At 64.7% G+C, this 19,072-nt stretch carries 15 protein-coding genes; 9 read left to right on the forward strand and 6 right to left on the reverse strand.

All coding sequences use genetic code 11. From position 1 onward, the window contains the following. Positions 1-8: 8 nt before the first annotated feature. The 4 genes from XARJCFBP2528_RS13365 to XARJCFBP2528_RS13380 all read right to left on the reverse strand — a co-directional run bounded on the left by XARJCFBP2528_RS13365 (position 9) and on the right by XARJCFBP2528_RS13380 (position 8,357). Positions 9-2,432: a family 20 glycosylhydrolase gene (locus XARJCFBP2528_RS13365; protein ID WP_047124842.1), complete on the reverse strand. Its 2,424-nt coding sequence runs from the start codon at positions 2,430-2,432 to the stop codon at positions 9-11. A 310-nt stretch (positions 2,433-2,742) separates the two neighbouring features. Further along, the gene (locus XARJCFBP2528_RS13370) at positions 2,743-3,798 is read right to left on the reverse strand and encodes a glycosyl hydrolase family 18 protein (RefSeq protein ID WP_016903894.1); all 1,056 of its coding nucleotides are present in this window, start codon (positions 3,796-3,798) and stop codon (positions 2,743-2,745) included. A 14-nt stretch (positions 3,799-3,812) separates the two neighbouring features. Beyond that, a complete protein-coding gene (locus XARJCFBP2528_RS13375; RefSeq protein ID WP_026064671.1) occupies positions 3,813-5,495 on the reverse strand; it encodes an alpha-L-fucosidase in 1,683 nt (560 codons plus the stop codon). A 207-nt stretch (positions 5,496-5,702) separates the two neighbouring features. After that, positions 5,703-8,357 (reverse strand): TonB-dependent receptor, encoded by a 2,655-nt coding sequence (locus tag XARJCFBP2528_RS13380; protein ID WP_026064672.1) that lies wholly within the window; start codon positions 8,355-8,357, stop codon positions 5,703-5,705. 716 nt (positions 8,358-9,073) lie between these two features. Between XARJCFBP2528_RS13380 and XARJCFBP2528_RS13385 the strand changes: the two genes are divergently transcribed. After that, positions 9,074-10,072 (forward strand): glucokinase family protein, encoded by a 999-nt coding sequence (locus XARJCFBP2528_RS13385; RefSeq protein ID WP_180973942.1) that lies wholly within the window; start codon positions 9,074-9,076, stop codon positions 10,070-10,072. Between the two features lie 280 nt (positions 10,073-10,352). Here XARJCFBP2528_RS13385 and XARJCFBP2528_RS13390 read toward each other — a convergent pair whose 3' ends face one another. Next, the gene (locus tag XARJCFBP2528_RS13390) at positions 10,353-11,087 is read right to left on the reverse strand and encodes a 16S rRNA (uracil(1498)-N(3))-methyltransferase (RefSeq protein WP_047124785.1); all 735 of its coding nucleotides are present in this window, start codon (positions 11,085-11,087) and stop codon (positions 10,353-10,355) included. Further along, positions 11,078-12,496, reverse strand: coding sequence for an adenosylmethionine--8-amino-7-oxononanoate transaminase (bioA, locus tag XARJCFBP2528_RS13395; RefSeq protein WP_047124786.1), 1,419 nt, complete (start codon positions 12,494-12,496; stop codon positions 11,078-11,080). Before bioA ends, XARJCFBP2528_RS13390 begins: the two co-directional genes overlap by 10 nt. A 41-nt stretch (positions 12,497-12,537) precedes the next feature. Between bioA and nudE the strand changes: the two genes are divergently transcribed. The 8 genes from nudE (at position 12,538) to XARJCFBP2528_RS22590 (ending at position 18,758) form a co-directional block, all read left to right on the forward strand. After that, positions 12,538-13,086, forward strand: a complete 549-nt coding sequence (gene nudE / locus XARJCFBP2528_RS13400; protein ID WP_016905001.1) for an ADP compounds hydrolase NudE — start codon at positions 12,538-12,540, stop codon at positions 13,084-13,086. Continuing rightward, positions 13,083-13,883 carry a 3'(2'),5'-bisphosphate nucleotidase CysQ gene (cysQ, locus tag XARJCFBP2528_RS13405; protein WP_016905000.1) on the forward strand — a complete coding sequence of 267 codons (801 nt, stop codon included), beginning with the start codon at positions 13,083-13,085 and terminating at the stop codon, positions 13,881-13,883. The genes nudE and cysQ overlap by 4 nt, the downstream gene beginning before the upstream one ends. A gap of 177 nt (positions 13,884-14,060) precedes the next feature. Continuing rightward, positions 14,061-15,017, forward strand: a complete 957-nt coding sequence (gene mazG / locus XARJCFBP2528_RS13410) for a nucleoside triphosphate pyrophosphohydrolase (protein ID WP_047124843.1) — start codon at positions 14,061-14,063, stop codon at positions 15,015-15,017. After that, positions 15,014-15,349, forward strand: a complete 336-nt coding sequence (locus XARJCFBP2528_RS13415; RefSeq protein WP_016902773.1) for a YnfA family protein — start codon at positions 15,014-15,016, stop codon at positions 15,347-15,349. The genes mazG and XARJCFBP2528_RS13415 overlap by 4 nt, the downstream gene beginning before the upstream one ends. Positions 15,350-15,616: 267 nt before the next feature. Then, positions 15,617-16,726: a glycine cleavage system aminomethyltransferase GcvT gene (gene gcvT / locus XARJCFBP2528_RS13420; RefSeq protein ID WP_047124787.1), complete on the forward strand. Its 1,110-nt coding sequence runs from the start codon at positions 15,617-15,619 to the stop codon at positions 16,724-16,726. A gap of 145 nt (positions 16,727-16,871) precedes the next feature. Beyond that, positions 16,872-17,267, forward strand: a complete 396-nt coding sequence (gene gcvH, locus XARJCFBP2528_RS13425) for a glycine cleavage system protein GcvH (RefSeq protein WP_016902771.1) — start codon at positions 16,872-16,874, stop codon at positions 17,265-17,267. 180 nt (positions 17,268-17,447) lie between these two features. Beyond that, positions 17,448-18,263: a hypothetical protein gene (locus tag XARJCFBP2528_RS23480; RefSeq protein WP_155410728.1), complete on the forward strand. Its 816-nt coding sequence runs from the start codon at positions 17,448-17,450 to the stop codon at positions 18,261-18,263. Between the two features lie 15 nt (positions 18,264-18,278). Beyond that, positions 18,279-18,758 (forward strand): hypothetical protein, encoded by a 480-nt coding sequence (locus XARJCFBP2528_RS22590; RefSeq protein WP_039519650.1) that lies wholly within the window; start codon positions 18,279-18,281, stop codon positions 18,756-18,758. Positions 18,759-19,072 lie beyond the last annotated feature (314 nt).

A 19,072-nucleotide genomic window follows, 5' to 3' on the forward strand; every position in this document is an offset into this window, starting at 1 on the left:
TGGATGGATCAGCGCGTGGCGGCGGGGGGCGCCTGCGCGGTGGTTTCAATCAACTGGACGGCGCCGATGGCATACAGCGGGCCGCGAATCGGCGCGGTGAAGCGCAGGCATAGATCGTGGATGCCGGTGCGTGCAGGCAGTGCGGTTTCCAGCGTGAATTGTTCGCCCAGCGTGGCGCTGTTGGGCAATTGCACGCTGGCGATCAGCTCGCCCTCGCAGCCCAGGCGCACTTCCAGCTCGCCGCGGCGCGTCTTGGCGGGGTACTGCACCACCTTGGATTGTTCGTGGGCCAGGCCGAAGTTGTTCGGCAGGCGTGCGGACTCGATCCGGATCGCGCCGACGCCATCCAGGCGCGCCTGCGGATACAGCCGGCAGGCATGGAACAGGTCGACGTTGTAGACCGGCGTGTCGGCAGCGGTCAGTTCCGGCAGCAGCGGCAGGCGCAGGCCGAGCGCACCGGTGTCCACGCAATCGCGCAGGCCCTGGGTGTCCACGCGCAACAAGCCGGCACGATCGAAAGTACGGCTGCGCGTGGCCGCCAGCGCGCTGCCGCCGGCATCGAAGGCGGTGGCCTTGACCGTGGTCGGCAGCTGGATCGTAAACGGCGCCGCATAACGTGGCGATGCCGGTGTGGGATCGCTGCCGTCGATGGTGTAGTGCAGCGTGCCCGCACCGGCCTGGGTGCCGAGTACCACCTTGGCCGGGCCGCCAGCGAGCACCGGGTTGGGGCCGCCTTCCAGTGCGATATCGGCGGCGAAGGCGCCGTCGCTGTAGTCGATGCCCAGCGCCTTGTAGCGCTGCAGCTGCGCCGGCAGGCGCGCCAGGAAATCCTTCCAGTTGCGAGCAGCCACCGGCGACCAGGTCACTTCGGCGATGGCGGACAGCCGCGGGAACAGCGCGTGATCCACATGCCAGCGCGAAGGAATGTATTCAGACCACAACGCGCCTTGCGCGCCGAGTACATGCGTGGACTGCGCGGCGCTGAGTTCACCAGGTACCGGGTCGAAAGCGTAGACCTTGGACAACGGCAGTACGGTCAGGCGGCCGTTGGGTTCGTCGCTGCGGGTGGTCTGCAGGTTGTCCAGGTACAGCCAGTCGCCTGGCGCCAGCACCACATCGTGGCCCTGCCTGGCGGCGGTCACCGCACCGTCGGTGCCGCGCCACGACATCACCGAGGCACTGGCCGGCACGCCGCCTTCGAGGATTTCGTCCCAGCCGATCATGCGCCGGCCGTGCTGGGTGAGGTAGGCCGCAAGCTGTTCGTTGAACCAGCCTTGCATCGCGTGCGCATCCTTGACGCCCAACTTGCGCATCTGCGCGCGCACCGCGGGCGAGGCTTCCCACTGATCCTTGACCGCCTCGTCGCCACCGATATGGATATATGCCGACGGGAACAAGGTCAGCACCTCGTCCAGCACGTTGGTGATGAAGCTCAGGCTGCGTTCGCTGGTGTTGAACAGGTACGGGTTGACGCCCCAGTCCACGCCCACTTGCGTGCGCTGGCCGGGCACGCCGACTTCTTCCGGATACGCGGCCACCGCGGCCTGCGCATGCCCGGGCATGTCCAGCTCGGGCAGCACGGTGATGTGCAGGCGCGCCGCATAGGCGACGATCTCGCTGATCTGCTGCTGCGTATAGAAACCGCCATAGCGCTCGGGCGTGCCGTGCTGGCCGGCGCCGGGCGGGGTGCGCCAGGCACCGACCTCGGTGAGTTTGGGGTAACGCTTGATCTCGATGCGCCAGCCTTGGTCGTCGGTGAGATGCCAATGCAGCACATTGAGCTTGTGCGCGGCCATCGCGTCCAGCACATGCTTGACGGTGTCGACGTCGTGGAAGTGGCGGGCCACATCCAGATGCTGGCCGCGCCAGCCAAAGCGCGGCCAGTCGCGGATCGCCACCGCCGGTACGGTGACATCGCCCTTGCGCGCATCCGGCGTCATCAATTGCCAGGCGCTGATCGCGCCATAGAACAGGCCAGCGCCATCGCGCGCGGTGATGCGGATGCCATTGTCGTCCACATCCAGGCTATAGCCTTCCTTGTGTGCCACCGGCGCCTGCGGGGTGCGCTCCAGGCGGATGCTGTGCGGCGAGGCGCTGGTTTCGGTGCGCACTTCCAGGGTCAGGCCGCGGGTGCGTTGCAACAGGCTGGCCAGCGACTCGGCGCTGCGACGCACCTCGGCATTGCCGGTGGGGATGGAGATCACCGTGCCGGTGCCGACGCGGAAACTGCCGGTGCCGCGCCTGGCTTCGGCCGGGGCAGGAATCAGGGGCAGCGGTGCGGTGGTCGCAGGCAGTGTTGCGGTGTTGCCGGGATTGGCCGCAGGTGCGGTCGCTGCATCGCGTTGGCCGCAGCCCGCCAGCACCATCGCCGTCAGCGCCATCGCAAGCAGGCGCGAGGAACGTCCGTGCGATGACAGCAGGCGCGACGGCAGGCTGCGCGGCGACGGTGGCCCGGATAACGGTGAGCGCAGGCTCGGTGCGGAGTTCGACATCATGCAATCACATCCCGGTATGGCGGGGGAGATACGGCAGCCACGCACAGTAGCAAAGCCGTGCCGGATGGCGCAGGGACTGGCGCACGCTTCGTCGGGGTGCGCGGTGTGTGGTGTCGCGCAGCGACCGCGCTCCGCATGGCGTGGTGCAGAACGGGCGCGGGCAGTGCACGCATCGGCTTGCAGTGGATGCATTCCGATGCGAACACCGACCGCGCCCGTCATGTCGTGCAGCAGTGCGATGACGCGGTCAGCGCTGCGCGGTCGGCAACTCGTCCCACACCTTCGGGTCCTCGGCGCCCAGCACCCAGCAGCTGAAGCCTTCCAGGCCGTACTGCTTCACCAGGTCGTAGCGTGCCTTGAAGCTGCGCGCATCCGGGCGGAACACCCACTCGCGCATGTCGTCGCGGTAGAAGTAGAACCACGATTCCTGCTCGACCGGATCCCATTGCACGGTAGCGTTCTGCTCGATCGCCAGCGGGAACGATTCGTCGGCATCGATGTAGGTGGCGGAGATGTTCGACGCCTCGGTGCCGTCTTCCTTGACCGGATTACCGGTGTACCAGCGGTAGCCGTAGGTGGCGATGCCGAGCGAGAGCTTGTCCTTCGGCACCTGGGTGATCGCGTAATCCAGGTGCTTCTTCATCCACACCATGCCGTCGACCGGGCCCGGCGTGGTCCAGCGGGTGTGCTGGTCGTAGGTCATGATGCTGACCAGATCCACGGCCTGGCCAAGCGCCTTGAGGTCGTACGCGCCGCGCCAGTATTCCCACATCCACTTGGAGAACTGGCCGCCTTCGGCATGGCCCGGGGCATTGGGCACCACCGCCACCGACATCTTGAAGCCGGCCTTGTGCAGCGCATCGGCGGTCTGCTTGACCATCAGCGTGTAGGCATCGCGGTCGGTCCAGGCGATGTTCTCGAAATCGAACTGGAAGCCGTAGTACTTGTGCTGCTTGCCGTGGATCAGCAGCGATTCGATCATGCGCTTCTTGGCGGCCTCGTCGTGCATCAGCTTGTGGAAGCCGTCGCGCCCGGTGGTCATCGACAGGATCGGCATCACCCGCAGGTTCTTCTGCTTGGCGATGTCGTACAGGTACATGTTGGGTGTGCCGTTGACCAGGCCGTTTTGGTCGACGCCATACCAGGTCGGCACCACCACGTCGATCTTGTCGACATTGGCCAGGAACGAGTTGGTCGATTTCTGCGTGTTCATCAGATAGAACAACGCCGTGGGGGTTTTGGCCAGGGCCGGCGCGCATACCAGCGCCAGCGCCAGCAGGATCCAGGTCAATCGCTTGCTCATGAAAACAGCATCCGTCAGGGAGTGGAGGAAGAAGAAAGATCGATGCGCAGCACGTAGGCGTGCTCGCCGACCGGCTTGGCCGGCAGGCTCAGATGCAGGCCGTCGGCCTGCTGCTCGAACGGCACCTTCTTGCCGTTGGCCAGCAGCGTCACGCCGCGCACGCCGTCGGCCGGTGTGAGCGAGCGGATCACCGCCTTGCCGCCGGCCGGCCAGCCGAGTTCGATCGCATACAGCGCGCCATCGCGCGTGGTAAAGCGGAAATCCTCGGCGGTGTAGGGCTTGGTCTTGACGTCCTGGAAGGTGCCGCCGACCACCTCGGTGGGGCCTTCGCCATACACGCGCCACGGCTTGCTGTCGTAGATCGCGCCGCCGTTGGTCTTGAGCCACTTGCCGATCGCCAGCAGGATGCCGCGCTCGGTATCCGGGATCGAGCCATCGGCACGCGGGCCGATGTTGAGCATCAGGTTGCCGTTCTTGGCCACCACATCGGCCAGCATGTGGATGATGAAGGTCGGCGACTTGTAGGTGTCGTTTTCGATATAACCCCACGACGCATTGCTCACCGAAGTGTCGGTCTGCCAATGGGTGGGATGGATGCCGGTGAGCTGGCCGCGCTCGATGTCCAGCGTGCCGGCCCCTTCCGGAAACGCGCCCAGCTTGTAGTTCACCACCACGCCGCGATCGGCTTCGGTGCGCGCCGCGCCCTGGTTGTAGTAGTAGGCCAGCATGGTCGGCAGGCTGCTGCGGAAGGTGGGGTGGGCAATCCACCAATCGAAATAGATCAGGTCCGGCTGATAGGTGTCGATCAGCTCGGTGGTACGCGCCAGCCAGTCGTCCAGCCATGCCTGCGACACCGGCGTCCAGTCGTTGGCCACATCGGCATCGTCCTTGCCCGGCAGGCGGACCTGCGCCGGGCCGTACAGCGCGGCATAGCGCGGGTCGTTGACGTCCGAATCGAACTTGCGCCCGCCGTCGAAGAACCAGTTGTGTTCGGCGCGATGCGAGGACAGCCCAAAGTGCAATCCCTGCGCGCGGATCGACTTGGACAACTCGCCCAGCAGATCGCGTCTGGGTCCCATCTTCACCGCGGTCCAGTCGGAGAGCTTGGAGTCGTACAGCGCGAAGCCGTCATGGTGCTCGGCCACCGGCACCACATAGCGCGCGCCGGAGTCGCGGAACAGCTTGGCCCAGCCATTCGGATCGAACTTGGGCGCGGTGAACTTGGGAATCAGATCCTTGTAGCCGGAGCTTGCCTGCGGCCCGTAGCTCGCCACGTGATGGGCGAATTCCTTGGATCCCTCCAGGTACATGTTGCGCGAATACCACTCGCTGCCGAACGCCGGCACCGAGAACACGCCCCAATGGATGAAGATGCCGAACTTGGCATTGTCGTACCACGCCGGCGATTGATAGGCCTTGAGTGCAGCCCAGTCGGGGCGGAACGGACCCTTGCGTGCGCCGGCCTCGGCTTCGCGCACCAGGCGCTCGCGCTCGGGGGCGTACTTGGCGGTGGCGCTGAGCCACTGCTGGTCGATCTGTTCCGGGCTGAGTGTGGTGGCGGTAGGCGCGCTGGGCGATTGCGCGCTGAGCGTGGCAGCAGGCAACGCGAGCAGCAGACCGAGCGCGAGCATTCGCGTTCTGGGTGCAGCTCCGGCGTGGCGGCGGGATGGAGCCGCGGGGCGGCTATCGGTCGTCATGGGAACTGCACTCCTTCAAGCGAGACATGTCGGTTGCAGCGCAGCCGGCACGTGGATGGCAAAAGCGGGCCTGGCCATGCTCCCTCAACCGCGAAGGGGCGTGGCCAGTACCACTCCTTGGTACAACATCGAGCTGTGCGCTGCATGCAACGCACAGCTCAAAAAAAACGCGCCACCGTGGAGGGTCGGTGGCGCGCCGGGACTACATCAGAACTTGAAGTTCAACTGGGCCTGATAACCGCGGCCGTTCTTGTACATGCCGATCGGCGCGTACTTGACCTCGTTGTACCAGTAGTAGGTCGAATCCAGCAGATTGGTTGCGCTCACGCTGATGCCCATCCAGTCGTTGATCTGATAGGAAGCGGTCAGGTCTAGCTGCTTGTATTCGTCGGTAAAGACGTTCGAGTTCAAGCGGCCGATCTGAGTGAAGTACTTAGAGCGATAGCTGTAATTCACACGTACCATCCAGTCGCCTTGTTCCCAGTACGGGATCACGTTGTAAGTGTTGCGCGACAGGTATGGAAGATTGAGCCCGCCATCGGAATCTGCTTCGGCGTACGTATAGTTTGCCTGGAGTCCGAAACCATAACCGAAGGCCTGTTGATAGTTCAGCGAGGCACCGGTCACCTTCGCGCCGGTTGCATTGACTGGAGAGCTGATCTGATAGGTGCCGCTGACTCCATTGATCGGATCGGTCAACTGTTGCGCATTGGTGACGGTGACAATGTAAGAGCCGATGTCACGATAAAACACTTCAGCAGACAGCATGCTCGACGGAGCAAAATACCACTCGGCCGCCAGGTCGTAATTGGTTGATTCATATGGCTTTAGGTTGGGGTTGCCGCCGCTGCCCGTCAGGTTGCAGGAGTTCGCATCGGTACAGACGGTGCCATCGCTACTGGTGCTGTTGAGAGAGACCGAGCCTGCCAGATCCTGATAGCGGGGGCGGGCGATGACCTTTGCTGCCGAAAAGCGCAATACCTTGTCGTCGTCGATGTCGTAGGCGATGTTGAAGCTCGGCAAAGGCTTGTAGTAGTTCGTTTTGGACTGAACCTGCGTGAACGTACCCCCATTGGAACTAAGCCAGTACAGCGACTTGTCCATGGTGTCGACGTAACGCACACCCAGGTTGCCGCGCCAGTTGCCGGACTCGAAGTTGAGTTGGGCATAGAGATTGCTGGTGATCTCTTTGACATCGAACATCTGGCCATACTTGTTCTCCAGTGCGCCCTGTGGCAACGACTTTAGATACGAAAGTACAGAGTTGAGATTTGCAGTGGGCCAGTTGACCAGATCGGAGCTGGCATTTAATCCATCGTAAAGGCCGCTAGGGGTAGTTCCTGGATTAAATGACGTCAGCAGCACATCCTGATTGGCGAAGATCGCATTGCCACGCGAGTCTTGGCCATTCTGGTGGTTGATGTACTTGTAGCCCAGCTGCAGCTTGTTGAGCGGACCCCAGTCGAGGTCACGTGCCGCATCGAACTGAAAATACTTTTCCTGATCCTTGCTGGTGGTGTATTCAATGCCGCCAGCCTGCTGCCCGGATTTGAGGCCCCAGTTCGATGCGCCATTGTTGCCATACGTGACGCCTGTGCTGGTGCCGTCATAGTTGAAGTTATAGCCGCCGTCCTGCAGCAGAAACTTCATCAGGTATTCGGGATTCTTGCCGCCGGTAGCCTTGGTATCGCCAATCTGCGTGGTGAAAACCCACTTCTCGCCTAGCCAGTCGTGGCGCAGGTTCAAGCTCTTGGTGGTGACTTCGCTCTCGCGATAGTTGGTGTCCAGCTGCGCGTAGGGCTGGTTGCCGTTACCGGCACCGTCGGTCACGGTTGCCTGGGTGATGTAGCCGTTCTGGACGGTTGCGCTGGTGATCTTGTCCTGATCGCCGCAGCCGGGGCAGACGTAGCGCGATTCACTGAAGTTGTTGTACTTGCCCTTGATGTAGACGCCGGTCAGATTGAATTCGTTCTGCTCGTTCGGCTTCCATTGCAATGCACCCTGCAGGCCATCGCGCTGGCGGGTCTGCTGGAAAAAGGCGCTGTTGATACCTACCGGAATGCGGGCAGTGGCAACGTCGCCGCCGTCGCCCGAGATCGCGGCAGTCGGCGCAATGCCGGCGCCGGTGTTGTAACCGAAGAATTCGATACCAGCACGTGCAATATCCTGCTTGTCATGCGTGGCGGAGATCAACGCACCGAAGGTTTCGTCGTCGTTCTTCCAGCTCCACAGCGCCGAGCCGCGCGGATTGCCTTCTTCCGAACGGTCATTGTAGTTGTAGCCGACCGAGCCGCGGATGGTGTTCTTGGGCAGGTCCAGCGGCTTGCGGGTGTGCACGATCACGGTGCCGCCGATCGAGCCTTCGTCGATGCGCGCTTCCGGGGTCTTGTAGACCTCCATCAGGCCGATGATTTCCGGCGACAGCAGGGTGTAGTTGAAGGTACGGCCGCTGGTGTCGGTCGGGTTGCCGCCCCAATCGCCCGAGGCGATGGTCTGGCCGTTGAGCAGCACGCGGTTCAAGGCCGGGTCGGTGCCGTTGATGCTGACCTTTTCGCCTTCGCCGAACTGGCGGTCGACGCTGATGCCCGGCAGGTGCGACAGCGATTCGGCGGCATTGATGTCCGGGAACTTGCCGATGTCTTCGGCGCTGATCGCATCGACGATCGAGTTGGCCGAGCGCTTGACTGACTGGCTCTTCTCCAGCGATGCGCGATAACCGGTGACGGTGATGGTATCCAGCTCGGTGGTCGCCGACGGCGTGGCGGCAGGAGCCTGTTGTTCTTGTCCGGCAGCCATTGCAGAGCCGGAGCAGTACAGAGCGGCGGTAATACAGAGTGCTAACGTCGTGGTGCGGCTGTGCATGGCTAAACCTCGTTGGTTAGTGCTGTGAGCGCGCCGCCTCTGGAAGGCGTCACGCGCTCGGCGTGGCCGGCAAAACAACACGCCCTGACCGATCGCGGTGATCGCACTGGCACGCGTCGCTAGAGGCGGGCCCGGGTGATTCGCGTGGTAGAGGAGGTGTCCCCCGTGTGGTGAAGCGGTAGAGCGAATGCGACTTCAGTGAGTCGAACATCGGGTGATGTCCCGCTCACGAATCTGGAATGCACCGGCGAGGGAGTAGCCCGTTCCTGAGTACCGAACAGTCCATGGCCCCTCCTGCCAGAACCCCGATTTGGATCGAGTCTCGCGTAGCGTTGACAGCGTTGTCAACACATCGTCACAGATCTCTGAAGCGGCTGCGATTGCGCTGCAATGCAGCATTTGTTGGTGATGCCGCGCACTGCGCCGACGCGGCTGCGCAACGCATCAAGAGTGGCGCCGTGTCGCGATCAGCTGTTTCTATGGTGAATTACGCATATGCAGATGGCGGACCCTGATTTGTGCTGAAATCACTGTCATGGATGCGGATTTTTAGTGGATGATGAAATTGGCGGCATCCTGTTTAAATCGTGATCGCCACGGTTGCGTTACAAAGCGATTACTGACAACGTTGTCTACCCGTTACCGTTCGTCGGACAACGGGCATGACGCCAGCCCGCGGCCACTTATCAGGAGAATGCGTGAGCGCAAGCAGTCCAATGGAAGCGGTGGCCTTTCCGCGCCCCGACACCTTCGTTGCCGCAGACGTGGGGGGGACGCATGTGCGTCTGGCGCTGGTGTGCGAAAGCCCCGATCCACGCCAACCGGTCACGGTGCTGGACTACCGTAAGTACCGGTGCGCCGACTACCCGGGCCTGGCCGAGATCATGGCCGCGTTCTTTGCGGAGCTGGGCTGCGCACCGGTGCAGCGTGGCGTCATCGCCAGCGCCGGGTATGCGCTGGAAGACGGCAGCGTGATCACCGCAAACTTGCCGTGGGTGCTGGCGCCGGAGCAGATCCGCCGCCAGCTCGGCATGCAGGCATTGCATCTGGTCAACGATTTCGAGGCTGTGGCGCATGCGGCCAATTACATGGCCGGCAATCAGGTCCTGCAGTTGTCCGGCCCGCCGCAGGGCGCGCCGGGTCCGGCGCTGATACTGGGTCCCGGCACCGGCCTGGGCGCGGCGTTGTGGATTCCCAACGGTGCCAGCCCGGTGGTGTTGCCGACCGAGGCCGGCCACGCCGCGCTTGCCGCAGCCAGCGATCTGGAGGTGGCCTTGCTGCAGGAGCTACGCCGCACGCGCACGCACGTGGCCACCGAGCACCTGCTCTCCGGCCCGGGTCTGTTGAATCTCTACACCGCGCTGGCCGCGCTGCGTGGCGCGCCGGTGCTGCATGCCAGCCCGGCCGATGTCACTACTGCCGCACTGGCTGGGGATGACGGACTGGCGCGCGATGCGCTACAGGCGTTCTGCGGTTTCATGGGCAGCGTGGTCGGCGACATGATGCTGCTCTACGGCGTGCGCAGCGGCGTCTATCTGGCGGGTGGGTTCCTGCCGCAGATTGCCGCATTCGTGGCCGCAAGTGATTTCGTCGCACGTCTGCTCGACAAGGGCGCATTGCGTCCGGCGCTGGAACAGGTGCCGGTCAGTATCGTCGAGCACGGCCAGCTCGGTGTGATCGGCGCGGCCAGCTGGTTCCTGCAGCACGGCCGCTGAGCGCGTGCGCATCGCCCGGTGCAGCTGTCTGCACCCACCAATCAACTCCGCATCCCCGTAGGAGCGCACCAGGGCGCGACGAGGCATTACCGATAATGCCCAATCGCGCCCAGGTGCGCTCCTACGAGCCAGCGTGGGTGTCAGGCCGGGATGCAGTGGACGGTGCAGTCAATGCAACACGCAACGGCCGCATTTCCCCGTAGGAGCGCACCCGGGCGCGACGAAGCGTTACCGATAAACGCCCGGTCGCGCCCAGGTGCGCTCCTACGACGACATGGCGCTATAGATCCCCGAGCCGCGACTGCAGCGCCGCAATCGCGGCCAGCCCCGCGGTTTCGGTGCGCAAAATGCGCGGCCCCAATTGCAGGCCGCTGAAGCCGGCCTCGGCGAGGGTGGCGCGATCGCGTGGCGACCAGCCGCCTTCCGGGCCGATCGCCACGACCACATGCGGTTGTGCGCCCAGCGTCAGGCTGCCCAGGCGATGCTCGCCGTACGGGTCCAGCGTCAGCCGTAGCGCCTGCCGGTCGCTGGCCTGCGCTGCGTCCTGCAGGCCGTGCGGCGCAGCGACCGTGGGAATGCGCGCACGCCCGGACTGCTCGCAGGCCGACACCACCACGCTGCGCCAATGCGCCAGGCGTTTTTCCAGGCGCGCCGGATCCAGCTTGACCTCGGTGCGCTCGGCGTTGACCGGCACGACCGCCGTCACCCCCAGCTCGGTGGCCTTCTGCAGGATCAGATCCATCTTCTCGCCGCGCGCGATGCCCTGGATCAGGGTGATCGACAACGGCGACTCGTTGCGCAGCGGCTCGGCACGTTCCACCAGTGCGCGCGCCTCGCGTTTGCCGGCCAGGGTGATGCGCGCGTGGTAGTCGCTGCCGTCGCCGTTGAACAGCACGCAGGCATCGCCCTCGCGCAGTCGCAGCACACGCAGCAGGTGATTGGCCGACTCTTCCGGCAGCGTCACCTCCTGGTCGCAGTGCAGCGGCAGTGCGACATGGGAGCGGGTCAGGCGCATGCAACGGCCTCCTCGATGGCGTGGCGGGTGGTCGCAGCCAGCAGCGCAAGTTGCGCGTCGTCCACGCAGTACGGCGGCATCCAGTACAGCACGTCGCCGAGCGGGCGCAGCACCACGCCCTTGTCGAGTGCGGCGCGATAGGCCTTCAGACCCACCCTCGCCGCAGACGGAAATGGCGTGCGCTTGTCGCCGCCCTGCGTGAGTTCGAACGCCACGATCATGCCGGCCTGGCGCACGTCGGCCACCGCGCGGTGTTCGCCGATCTGCGCAGCCAGCGTGGTCATGTGCGTGGCGGTACGCTGGTTGCGCGCAATGACATCGTCGTCTGCAAAGATCTGCAGGGTTGCCAGCGCGGCGGCGCATGCCAGCGGATTGCCGGTGTAGCTATGCGAATGCAGGAACGCGCGTTCGCGCGAGTCGTCCAGGAACGCGTCGTACAACTGCTGCGTGGCCAGCACCGCCGACAGCGGCAGGAATCCGCCGGTCAGCCCCTTGGACAGGCACAACAGGTCGGGCATGATCCCGGCCTGTTCGCAGGCGAACAGGCTGCCGGTGCGACCGAAGCCGGTGGCGATCTCGTCGGCGATCAGGAACGCGCCATGCGCGTCGCACAGTTCGCGTGCGCGGCGCAGATAGGCCGGGTGATACATGCGCATGCCGCCTGCGCACTGCACGCGCGGCTCCAGGATCAGCGCGCAGATTTCGCCGGGCGATTGTTCGAACACCGCCTGCAGCGCATCGGCCGCCTGTAATGCGTAGTCTTCCGCGCTCTGTCCGGGCTCGGCCAGGTAGGCATCGGGCGAGGGCGCAAAGATCGACTCCAGCAGCAACGGCGCATACACGCGCCGATACAGCGGGATGTCGCCGACCGACAGCGCGCCGATGGTCTCGCCGTGGTAGCCGTTTTCCAGCGCGACGAAACGCGTGCGGCGGTGCTCGCCGCGGTTATGGAAATAGTGGAAGGCCATCTTCAAGGCCACTTCCACGCCGGCCGAGCCATTGTCGGCATAGAACACCTTGGACAACGGCGCGCGGCCGGCCTGGCGCGGCGCGATTGCCAGCAGGCGCTCGGCCAGCTGCACGGCGGGCGCATGGGTGAAGCCGGCCAGCATCACCTGCTCCAGTTCGCCAGCCTGGCGCGCGATGGCCGCGCCGATGCGCGGTTCGCTATGGCCGAACAGGTTGGTCCACCAACTGCTGACCGCGTCCAGGTAGTGGCGACCGTCGTGGCCGATCAGCCACGCACCGTCGCCACGCGCGATCGGTACCAGCGGAAGTGTGTGCGGGTGCTCGCGCATCTGCGTGCAGGGGTGCCACAGCACCTCAAGATCGCGTTGCCGCCAATGTTCGTCAGCTTGAGAGGCTGCCGGGTCTGCTAGGATTTCGGGCTCATGAACATGTCGATGCATACGCCTATTCTATCGGTCGGCTCCGCCGCTGCGTGCTGCGCATGAGCCCGCGCCTGCCAACCATCCACAAGATCACCGATTTGGGTGACGGGCCGTTCCGCCGCCAGCAGCTGGATCTGGAATTTTCCAACGGCGAGCGTCGCCTTTACGAGCGCCAGCTCAGCCAGGGCCACGGCGCGGTGGTGGTGGTGCCGATGCTCGACGCGCAGACCGTGCTGCTGGTGCGCGAGTACGCCGCCGGCGTGCATCGCTACGAGCTGGGTCTGGTCAAGGGCCGCATCGATGCCGGCGAAACGCCGGAGCAGGCCGCCGACCGCGAGCTCAAGGAAGAAGCCGGTTACGGCGCGCGCCAGGTGCAGGTGCTGCGTGCGATGACGCTCGCTCCTACTTATATGAGTCACCAATCCTGGTTGGTGCTGGCACGCGACCTCTATCCCGAGCGCTTGGTGGGTGACGAGCCGGAAGAGATGGAGGTGGTGCCCTGGCCGATCGCCCGTCTGGACGAATTGATGCTGCGCGAAGATTTTTCCGAAGGCCGTTCGCTGGCCGCCTTGTTCATTGCGCGCGAGTGGCTGGAGCGCAACCCATGATCCGCATCCCGATGGAACTGCGCGAAACCGTGATCGCCATCGCCCGCGAGGCGGGGGCGGCGATCATGGATGTCTATGCGCAGGATTTTGCGGTCGAAATCAAGGACGACGCCAGCCCGCTGACCCAGGCCGACCTTGCCGCCAACCGTGTCATCGTCGAGGGCTTGCGCCGGGTCACCCCGGACGTGCCGGTGCTGTCGGAAGAATCCGCGCACGTGGCCTGGGAAGACCGTCAGTTCTGGACCAGCTACTGGCTGGTCGACCCGCTCGACGGCACCCGCGAATTCGTCAAGCGCAACGGCGAGTTCAGCGTCAACATCGCGCTGATCCATATGGGCGCACCGGTGCTCGGTGTGGTGCAGGCGCCGGTCGATGGCCGGGTCTGGTACGCCGCACGGGGCGAGAACGCCTACCGTCGCGATGGCGACCGCGACGAGATGCTGCACACGCGCACGCCGGCGGCCACGCCGCTGCGGGTCGCCGCCAGTCGCTCGCATCGCGACGCGCGCACCGCCGCCGCGCTGGAGCGCATGGGCGAGATCGATGTGGTTGCGCAAGGCTCGTCGTTGAAGTTCTGCCGCATCGCCGAAGGCGACCTGGACGTGTATCCGCGCTTCGGTCCCACCTCCGAGTGGGACACCGCAGCCGGCCAGTGCGTGCTGCACGCCGCCGGCGGTGTGCTGCTGGCCGGCGGCACCGGCAAACCGTTCCGTTACAACCGCCGCGACACCTTGCTCAATGGCGATTTCATCGCGCTGGGCGATCCCAATCTGCCGTGGCGCAGCTGGCTGGTGTGAGTACCGCCGACCGCCGCTTGCGCGCTCGCCGGTTGGATCCGGCGGCTGCGCGCACTCCCGATGCAGTCATGTCCAATGCGGTCCCTGCCCATCGCCTGCCGCCAGGTGACGCGGCACGTGCCTGCGGCATCGCCCGGGCACGCCACTCCACTGCACCACACCTGCCAGGAACACACCATGTCTCAGTCCCCGCCGACCGGCGACCTCCAGCGCCTGCTGCAGCTGATGGCGCGCCTGCGCGATCGTGAGCACGGCTGTCCGTGGGATGTGGAGCAGACCTTCGCCAGCATCGCGCCGTACACCATCGAAGAAGCCTACGAAGTCGCCGACGCCATCGATCGCAATGACCTGCCGGCTCTGCGCGACGAGCTGGGCGACCTTCTCCTGCAGGTGGTCTTCCACGCGCAGATGGCCGCCGAGCAGGGCGCGTTCGGATTCGCCGACGTGGTCGCCACGCTCAGCGACAAGCTGGTGCGTCGCCACCCGCACGTGTTTGCCGAGCAACGTGCCGAGGATGCGCAGGCGGTGAGCGCCAACTGGGAGCAGATCAAGCGCGACGAACGTCGCGCGGCCGGCCATCAGGATGACTCCGCACTTGCCGGCATCGCACGCGGCCTGCCGGAATGGCAGCGCTCCACCAAGCTGCAGGCGCGTGCGGCGCGGGTCGGCTTCGATTGGCCCGGCCCGGCGCCGGTGCTGGAAAAGTTGCAGGAAGAAATCGAGGAGCTGCGCGTGGAGTTCGCGCGTGGCCCGGTCGCCGACAACCAGGCGCGGCTGGAAGACGAACTCGGCGATGTGTTGTTCGTCTGCGCCAACCTGGCGCGCCACGCCAGGGTCGACGTGGGTGCGGCGCTGCGCCATGCCAATCTCAAGTTCGAGCGCCGCTTTCGCGCGATGGAGGCGCAGGCGCAGGCGGACGGCACCTCCCTGGACGCGCTGTCGCTGCAGCAGCAGGAGGCGCTGTGGCAGCAGGTCAAGCGCGGCGAATGCGGCGGTGATCCTGCTGCTCCCGATCAAGCTGCCGCGACGCCTGTCACTGACGCGCCCGCGGCCGGTGAGCAGGCGCGCGACATTCCGGAGCTGCAGCACGCTGACATTGGCAAGCCAGGCGTCGACAAGCCAGGCCGCGCATGAATGCTGCACCGACCACGCTGTTGCTGTTCGCGGCCACTGCCGTTGCCGAGCTGGTCGGTTGCTACCTGCCTTATCTGTGGCTGCGTAAGGGCGGCAGCATCTGGTTGCTGCTGCCGACGGCGCTGAGCCTGGCCGTCTTCGTCTGGTTGTTGAGCCTGCATCCCGATGCCAGCGGCCGCGTGTATGCCGCCTATGGGGGGGTCTATATCGCCAGTGCGCTGGTGTGGCTGTGGTGGGTGGACGGGGTGACGCCGACGCGTTGGGATCTGCTTGGCGCAGCGTGCTGCCTGCTCGGCATGGCGATCATCATGTTCTCGCCGCGCGGCGTCTGAGCGCGCCTTCGCAGCAACGTCGGCGTTTCGCAACGCGCGGCTGCCTGCTCCGTTGCGGCGAGATGCGCAACGCCGACACCTTGCAGGTGCAGGCGTCCGGTTGATCGGGCCAGGCACGCGCGTCGCGCCGAGGCAGCGATGCTGCAGTGCGGCGCGATATGGCGCGGCCAGGTCCGGCTGGCGCAGCGCGCTGCTGCGTGGCCTGCGCCGTTCCCCCAAGCGCGGCCGGGCGGCGATAATGGTCCTCTTTCCCTTGGACCGGCGCGCATGACCCAGAAGACCATCCTCAACGACACCCATCGTGCGCTCGGCGCCAAGATGGTCGACTTCGGCGGTTGGGACATGCCGATCCATTACGGCTCCCAGCTGGACGAGCACCACCAGGTGCGTCGCGACGCCGGCATGTTCGATGTCAGCCACATGACTGTGGTCGACCTGCACGGTCCGCGCGTGCGCGAGTTCCTGCGCTACCTGCTGGCCAACTCGGTGGACAAGCTCAAGGTCTCCGGCAAGGCGCTGTACACCTGCATGCTCAACCCGCAGGGCGGGGTGATCGACGATCTGATCGTCTACTTCCTGCGCGAGGACTTCTTCCGCCTGGTGGTCAACGCCGCCACCCGCAAAAAGGACCTGCAGTGGATCGGCGAACAGGCCGCAGCTTTCCAGGTGCGTGTGGAAGAGCGCAGCGACTTTGCGATGATCGCCGTGCAAGGCCCCAACGCGCGCGCCAAGGTGATCGAACTGGTGGATCCGGCCGATACCGCAGCGGCGAGCAAGCTCGGCCGTTTCGCTGCGCTGCAGACGCGTTTGCGCGATGGCGTGGAGCTGTTCCTTGCGCGCACCGGCTACACCGGCGAAGACGGTTTCGAAATCGTGTTGCCGCAGGAGGCAGCAGTGGCGTTCTGGAACGCGCTGCTCGCGCAGGGCGTCAAGCCGGCCGGCCTGGGCGCACGCGACACCTTGCGCCTGGAGGCCGGCATGAATCTCTACGGCCAGGACATGGACGACACGGTCAGTCCGTACGAGGCCGCGCTGGCCTGGACGATCGCCCTGGACGATGGCCGCGACTTCATCGGTCGCGCCGTGCTCGAGTCGCAAAAGGCGCAGGGCGCACCGCGTCAGCTGATCGGTGTGGTGATGGACGAGAAGGGCGTGCTGCGGCATGGCCAGACCGTGCTCAGCGCCAGCGGCGAAGGCGAGATCCTGTCCGGCACCTTCTCGCCCACGCTCGGCAAGGCGATCGCATTTGCGCGCGTGCCGGCCGGCAGCATCGACGCGTTGCGCGTGGACATCCGTGGCAAGCAGGTGCCGTTGCGCGCGGTGAAGTTTCCGTTCGTGCGCGACGGCCAGGCGCAGCCCGGCGTCCTTGGCGAATGAGTCAGACCTCTGCCGGGCGTGCAAACGTCCGGCAGCGTGCAACATCCATCGCCACCCACCGGCCGACACGCACGTGCACCTGTCTTGTCGTGCGGTCTAAACTAGCCACCTGTCCCCAACCCATCAGTTTCCCCGGAGCACACCCATGAGCGAGATCCCTGGCGACCTCAAGTTCCTCAAATCCCACGAGTGGGCCCGCGTCGAAAGCAGCGGCCGCGTGACCGTCGGCATCTCCGACCACGCGCAGGGCTTGCTGGGCGACTTGGTCTACGTCGAACTGCCCGGCGTCGGCGACACCGTGCAGGTCGGCAACGGCGCGGCGGTGGTGGAGTCGGTCAAGGCCGCCTCCGACGTCTACAGCCCGGTCAGCGGCACCGTCGTCGAGGTCAACAGCGCACTCAGCGACAAGCCGGAGACCATCAACGAAGACGCCTACGGCGAAGGCTGGATCTTCGTGGTCGAACTCGACGACAAGGAAGAGCTCAACGACCTGCTGTCGCCGGACGACTATGCAGAGCTGCTGGAAGACGAAGCGCACTGAGCGCGCCTCGCCCGTCGCACACCCGGATGGCCGCTCGTTGGAGCGGCCATTTTTTTGCCTGCGTGGCGGTGGCCGCGCGTCGATCCCGCCCGGCAATGGCGTGCGTGCTGCCGATCTGCGCGCGCCCGACCGGTGCCGGCTGTCGCTCGCAGTCCAAGCCTTTGCCGATGTTCGACGACCATGCACTCGCCAGCGGCATGCGCGCGCGACATCGTCGAACGCGACGCGACTGTCGCGGTGTCGGATTTCTGGCGTGAGCCGGTCGTGAGGAGATGGCGTGCAGCCGGTGAAAAATATTTGCAGCGTCGCCTGCATCCAACCTCGCACACGGTGCGCAACGCATGCCGTTGGCAGCGCATGCGGATGCACGCATGGGTCGAAAACCGCGCAATAAGTTTGCGCATTTTTGCTTGTGCGAGGCCTCAGGCAAGCTTGGTCGATAAAAAATTTTCAGCTGGCGGACAGGCGGCGCGCACTGCGGCGACCAGGCGTGCGCTGCTACGTCGGTGCAGTGGGCAACAGCGCGCATGTCTGCATCGCAAAAAAAAAACAGCACAAAAGAAGTGCTTTTTTGAAAACGTCGTTGCGCCGCTGCATGCCAAGGGCAGCGACGCGCGCCATCGCACGGCGTCTTTGGGCCGGCTCGACGGGACGCATCGCGACGAGGCGTTGAAAAAAAAATGCAAAAGAGTGTTGACAGTAAAAAAAAGCGTGATTAGGTTTCGCCCAGCAGACGTTGCTGCGAAAGAGAGTGAGCAGAATCGACATCAAGCCGACACGCTTGTTCCCGATGTCCACCGAAGCGCTATCCACGGTGGAGTTGGGTCCGCTTCTCTCCAAAAAAGCAGCAGTCGCTCCGATCACGCACCCGCGTCGCTGTTCGATGCGGGTGTTTCTGTATCCGTCCCGTCGCGCATTACCTGCGGACGGTTCCCGACGACGGCATGCCGTTGCGGGGTTGCTTCAACTGGGCGTTTCACCTCCATAGTTCACTGACGAGGAGCCAATTACATGGCCACTGCAAAAGCTGCGAAAAAGAAACCCACTGCCAAGAAGGCAGTGAAGAAGACTGCCGCCAAGAAGGCAGTCAAGAAGGTCGCCAAAAAGGCAACCGCCAAGAAGGCAGTGAAGAAGACTGCTGCCAAGAAGGCCGTCAAGAAGACTGCAAAGAAGGCAACCGCCAAGAAGGCAGTGAAGAAGACTGCAAAGAAGGCAACCAAGAAGACTGCCGCCAAGAAGGCAGTGAAGAAGACTGCAAAGAAGGCGACCAAGAAGACTGCCGCCAAGAAGGCCGTCAAGAAGACCGCCAAGAAGGCAGTAAAGAAGACCGCGAAGAAGGCAGTTGCCAAGAAGGCGACCAAGAAGTCCGCCACCAAGAAGACTGCCGCCAAGAAGCCTGCTGTGAAGAAGGTCGCCAAGAAGAAGCCGGCCGTTCGCAAGAAGAAGGCCGCTCCGGTCGCGCTGCCCGCAACCCCGGCGCCGCTGATCTGATCTGCACTACCCGATCGCCGTAAACATCGAGCTCTCTCCCCGACGCCCAGCGGGGAGGGAGCTTTTTTATTGGCGGGCCCAGGGCGTCGGTGATCGAGGAAGTCCCGGTCGCACGCAGGCAGCCGAAGCTATCGCCGCCGGATGCGTTGCACTGTGCGTGACGGGATGTCAGGCCGGGACGTTGTGGCTATCGCCGCACTATCGTCGCTTGCCACCCGCCACTCGTTTTCGCCGGTCCAACCCTGTTGGTGGGCTGGGCCGCTCCTCCGCCCGCCCAAACTGGCCATCCTTTGTCCCGATCGGTAGTGCCGCCA

It is taken from the genome of Xanthomonas arboricola pv. juglandis, from assembly GCF_001013475.1.
Taxonomy (GTDB): domain Bacteria; phylum Pseudomonadota; class Gammaproteobacteria; order Xanthomonadales; family Xanthomonadaceae; genus Xanthomonas; species Xanthomonas arboricola.

Bases quoted from the DNA above. Each gene is read 5' to 3' on its own strand.
- cysQ (WP_016905000.1), top strand. From the start codon at position 13,083: ATGATCCGCATCCCGATGGAACTGCGCGAAACCGTGATCGCCATCGCC.
- XARJCFBP2528_RS13375 (WP_026064671.1), bottom strand. From the start codon at position 5,495: ATGACGACCGATAGCCGCCCCGCGGCTCCATCCCGCCGCCACGCCGGA.
- XARJCFBP2528_RS13370 (WP_016903894.1), bottom strand. From the start codon at position 3,798: ATGAGCAAGCGATTGACCTGGATCCTGCTGGCGCTGGCGCTGGTATGC.
- XARJCFBP2528_RS13390 (WP_047124785.1), bottom strand. From the start codon at position 11,087: ATGCGCCTGACCCGCTCCCATGTCGCACTGCCGCTGCACTGCGACCAG.
- XARJCFBP2528_RS13385 (WP_180973942.1), top strand. From the start codon at position 9,074: ATGGAAGCGGTGGCCTTTCCGCGCCCCGACACCTTCGTTGCCGCAGAC.
- nudE (WP_016905001.1), top strand. From the start codon at position 12,538: ATGAGCCCGCGCCTGCCAACCATCCACAAGATCACCGATTTGGGTGAC.
- XARJCFBP2528_RS22590 (WP_039519650.1), top strand. From the start codon at position 18,279: ATGGCCACTGCAAAAGCTGCGAAAAAGAAACCCACTGCCAAGAAGGCA.
- bioA (WP_047124786.1), bottom strand. From the start codon at position 12,496: ATGCATCGACATGTTCATGAGCCCGAAATCCTAGCAGACCCGGCAGCC.
- mazG (WP_047124843.1), top strand. From the start codon at position 14,061: ATGTCTCAGTCCCCGCCGACCGGCGACCTCCAGCGCCTGCTGCAGCTG.
- gcvH (WP_016902771.1), top strand. From the start codon at position 16,872: ATGAGCGAGATCCCTGGCGACCTCAAGTTCCTCAAATCCCACGAGTGG.
- XARJCFBP2528_RS13380 (WP_026064672.1), bottom strand. From the start codon at position 8,357: ATGCACAGCCGCACCACGACGTTAGCACTCTGTATTACCGCCGCTCTG.
- gcvT (WP_047124787.1), top strand. From the start codon at position 15,617: ATGACCCAGAAGACCATCCTCAACGACACCCATCGTGCGCTCGGCGCC.
- XARJCFBP2528_RS13415 (WP_016902773.1), top strand. From the start codon at position 15,014: ATGAATGCTGCACCGACCACGCTGTTGCTGTTCGCGGCCACTGCCGTT.
- XARJCFBP2528_RS23480 (WP_155410728.1), top strand. From the start codon at position 17,448: ATGCACTCGCCAGCGGCATGCGCGCGCGACATCGTCGAACGCGACGCG.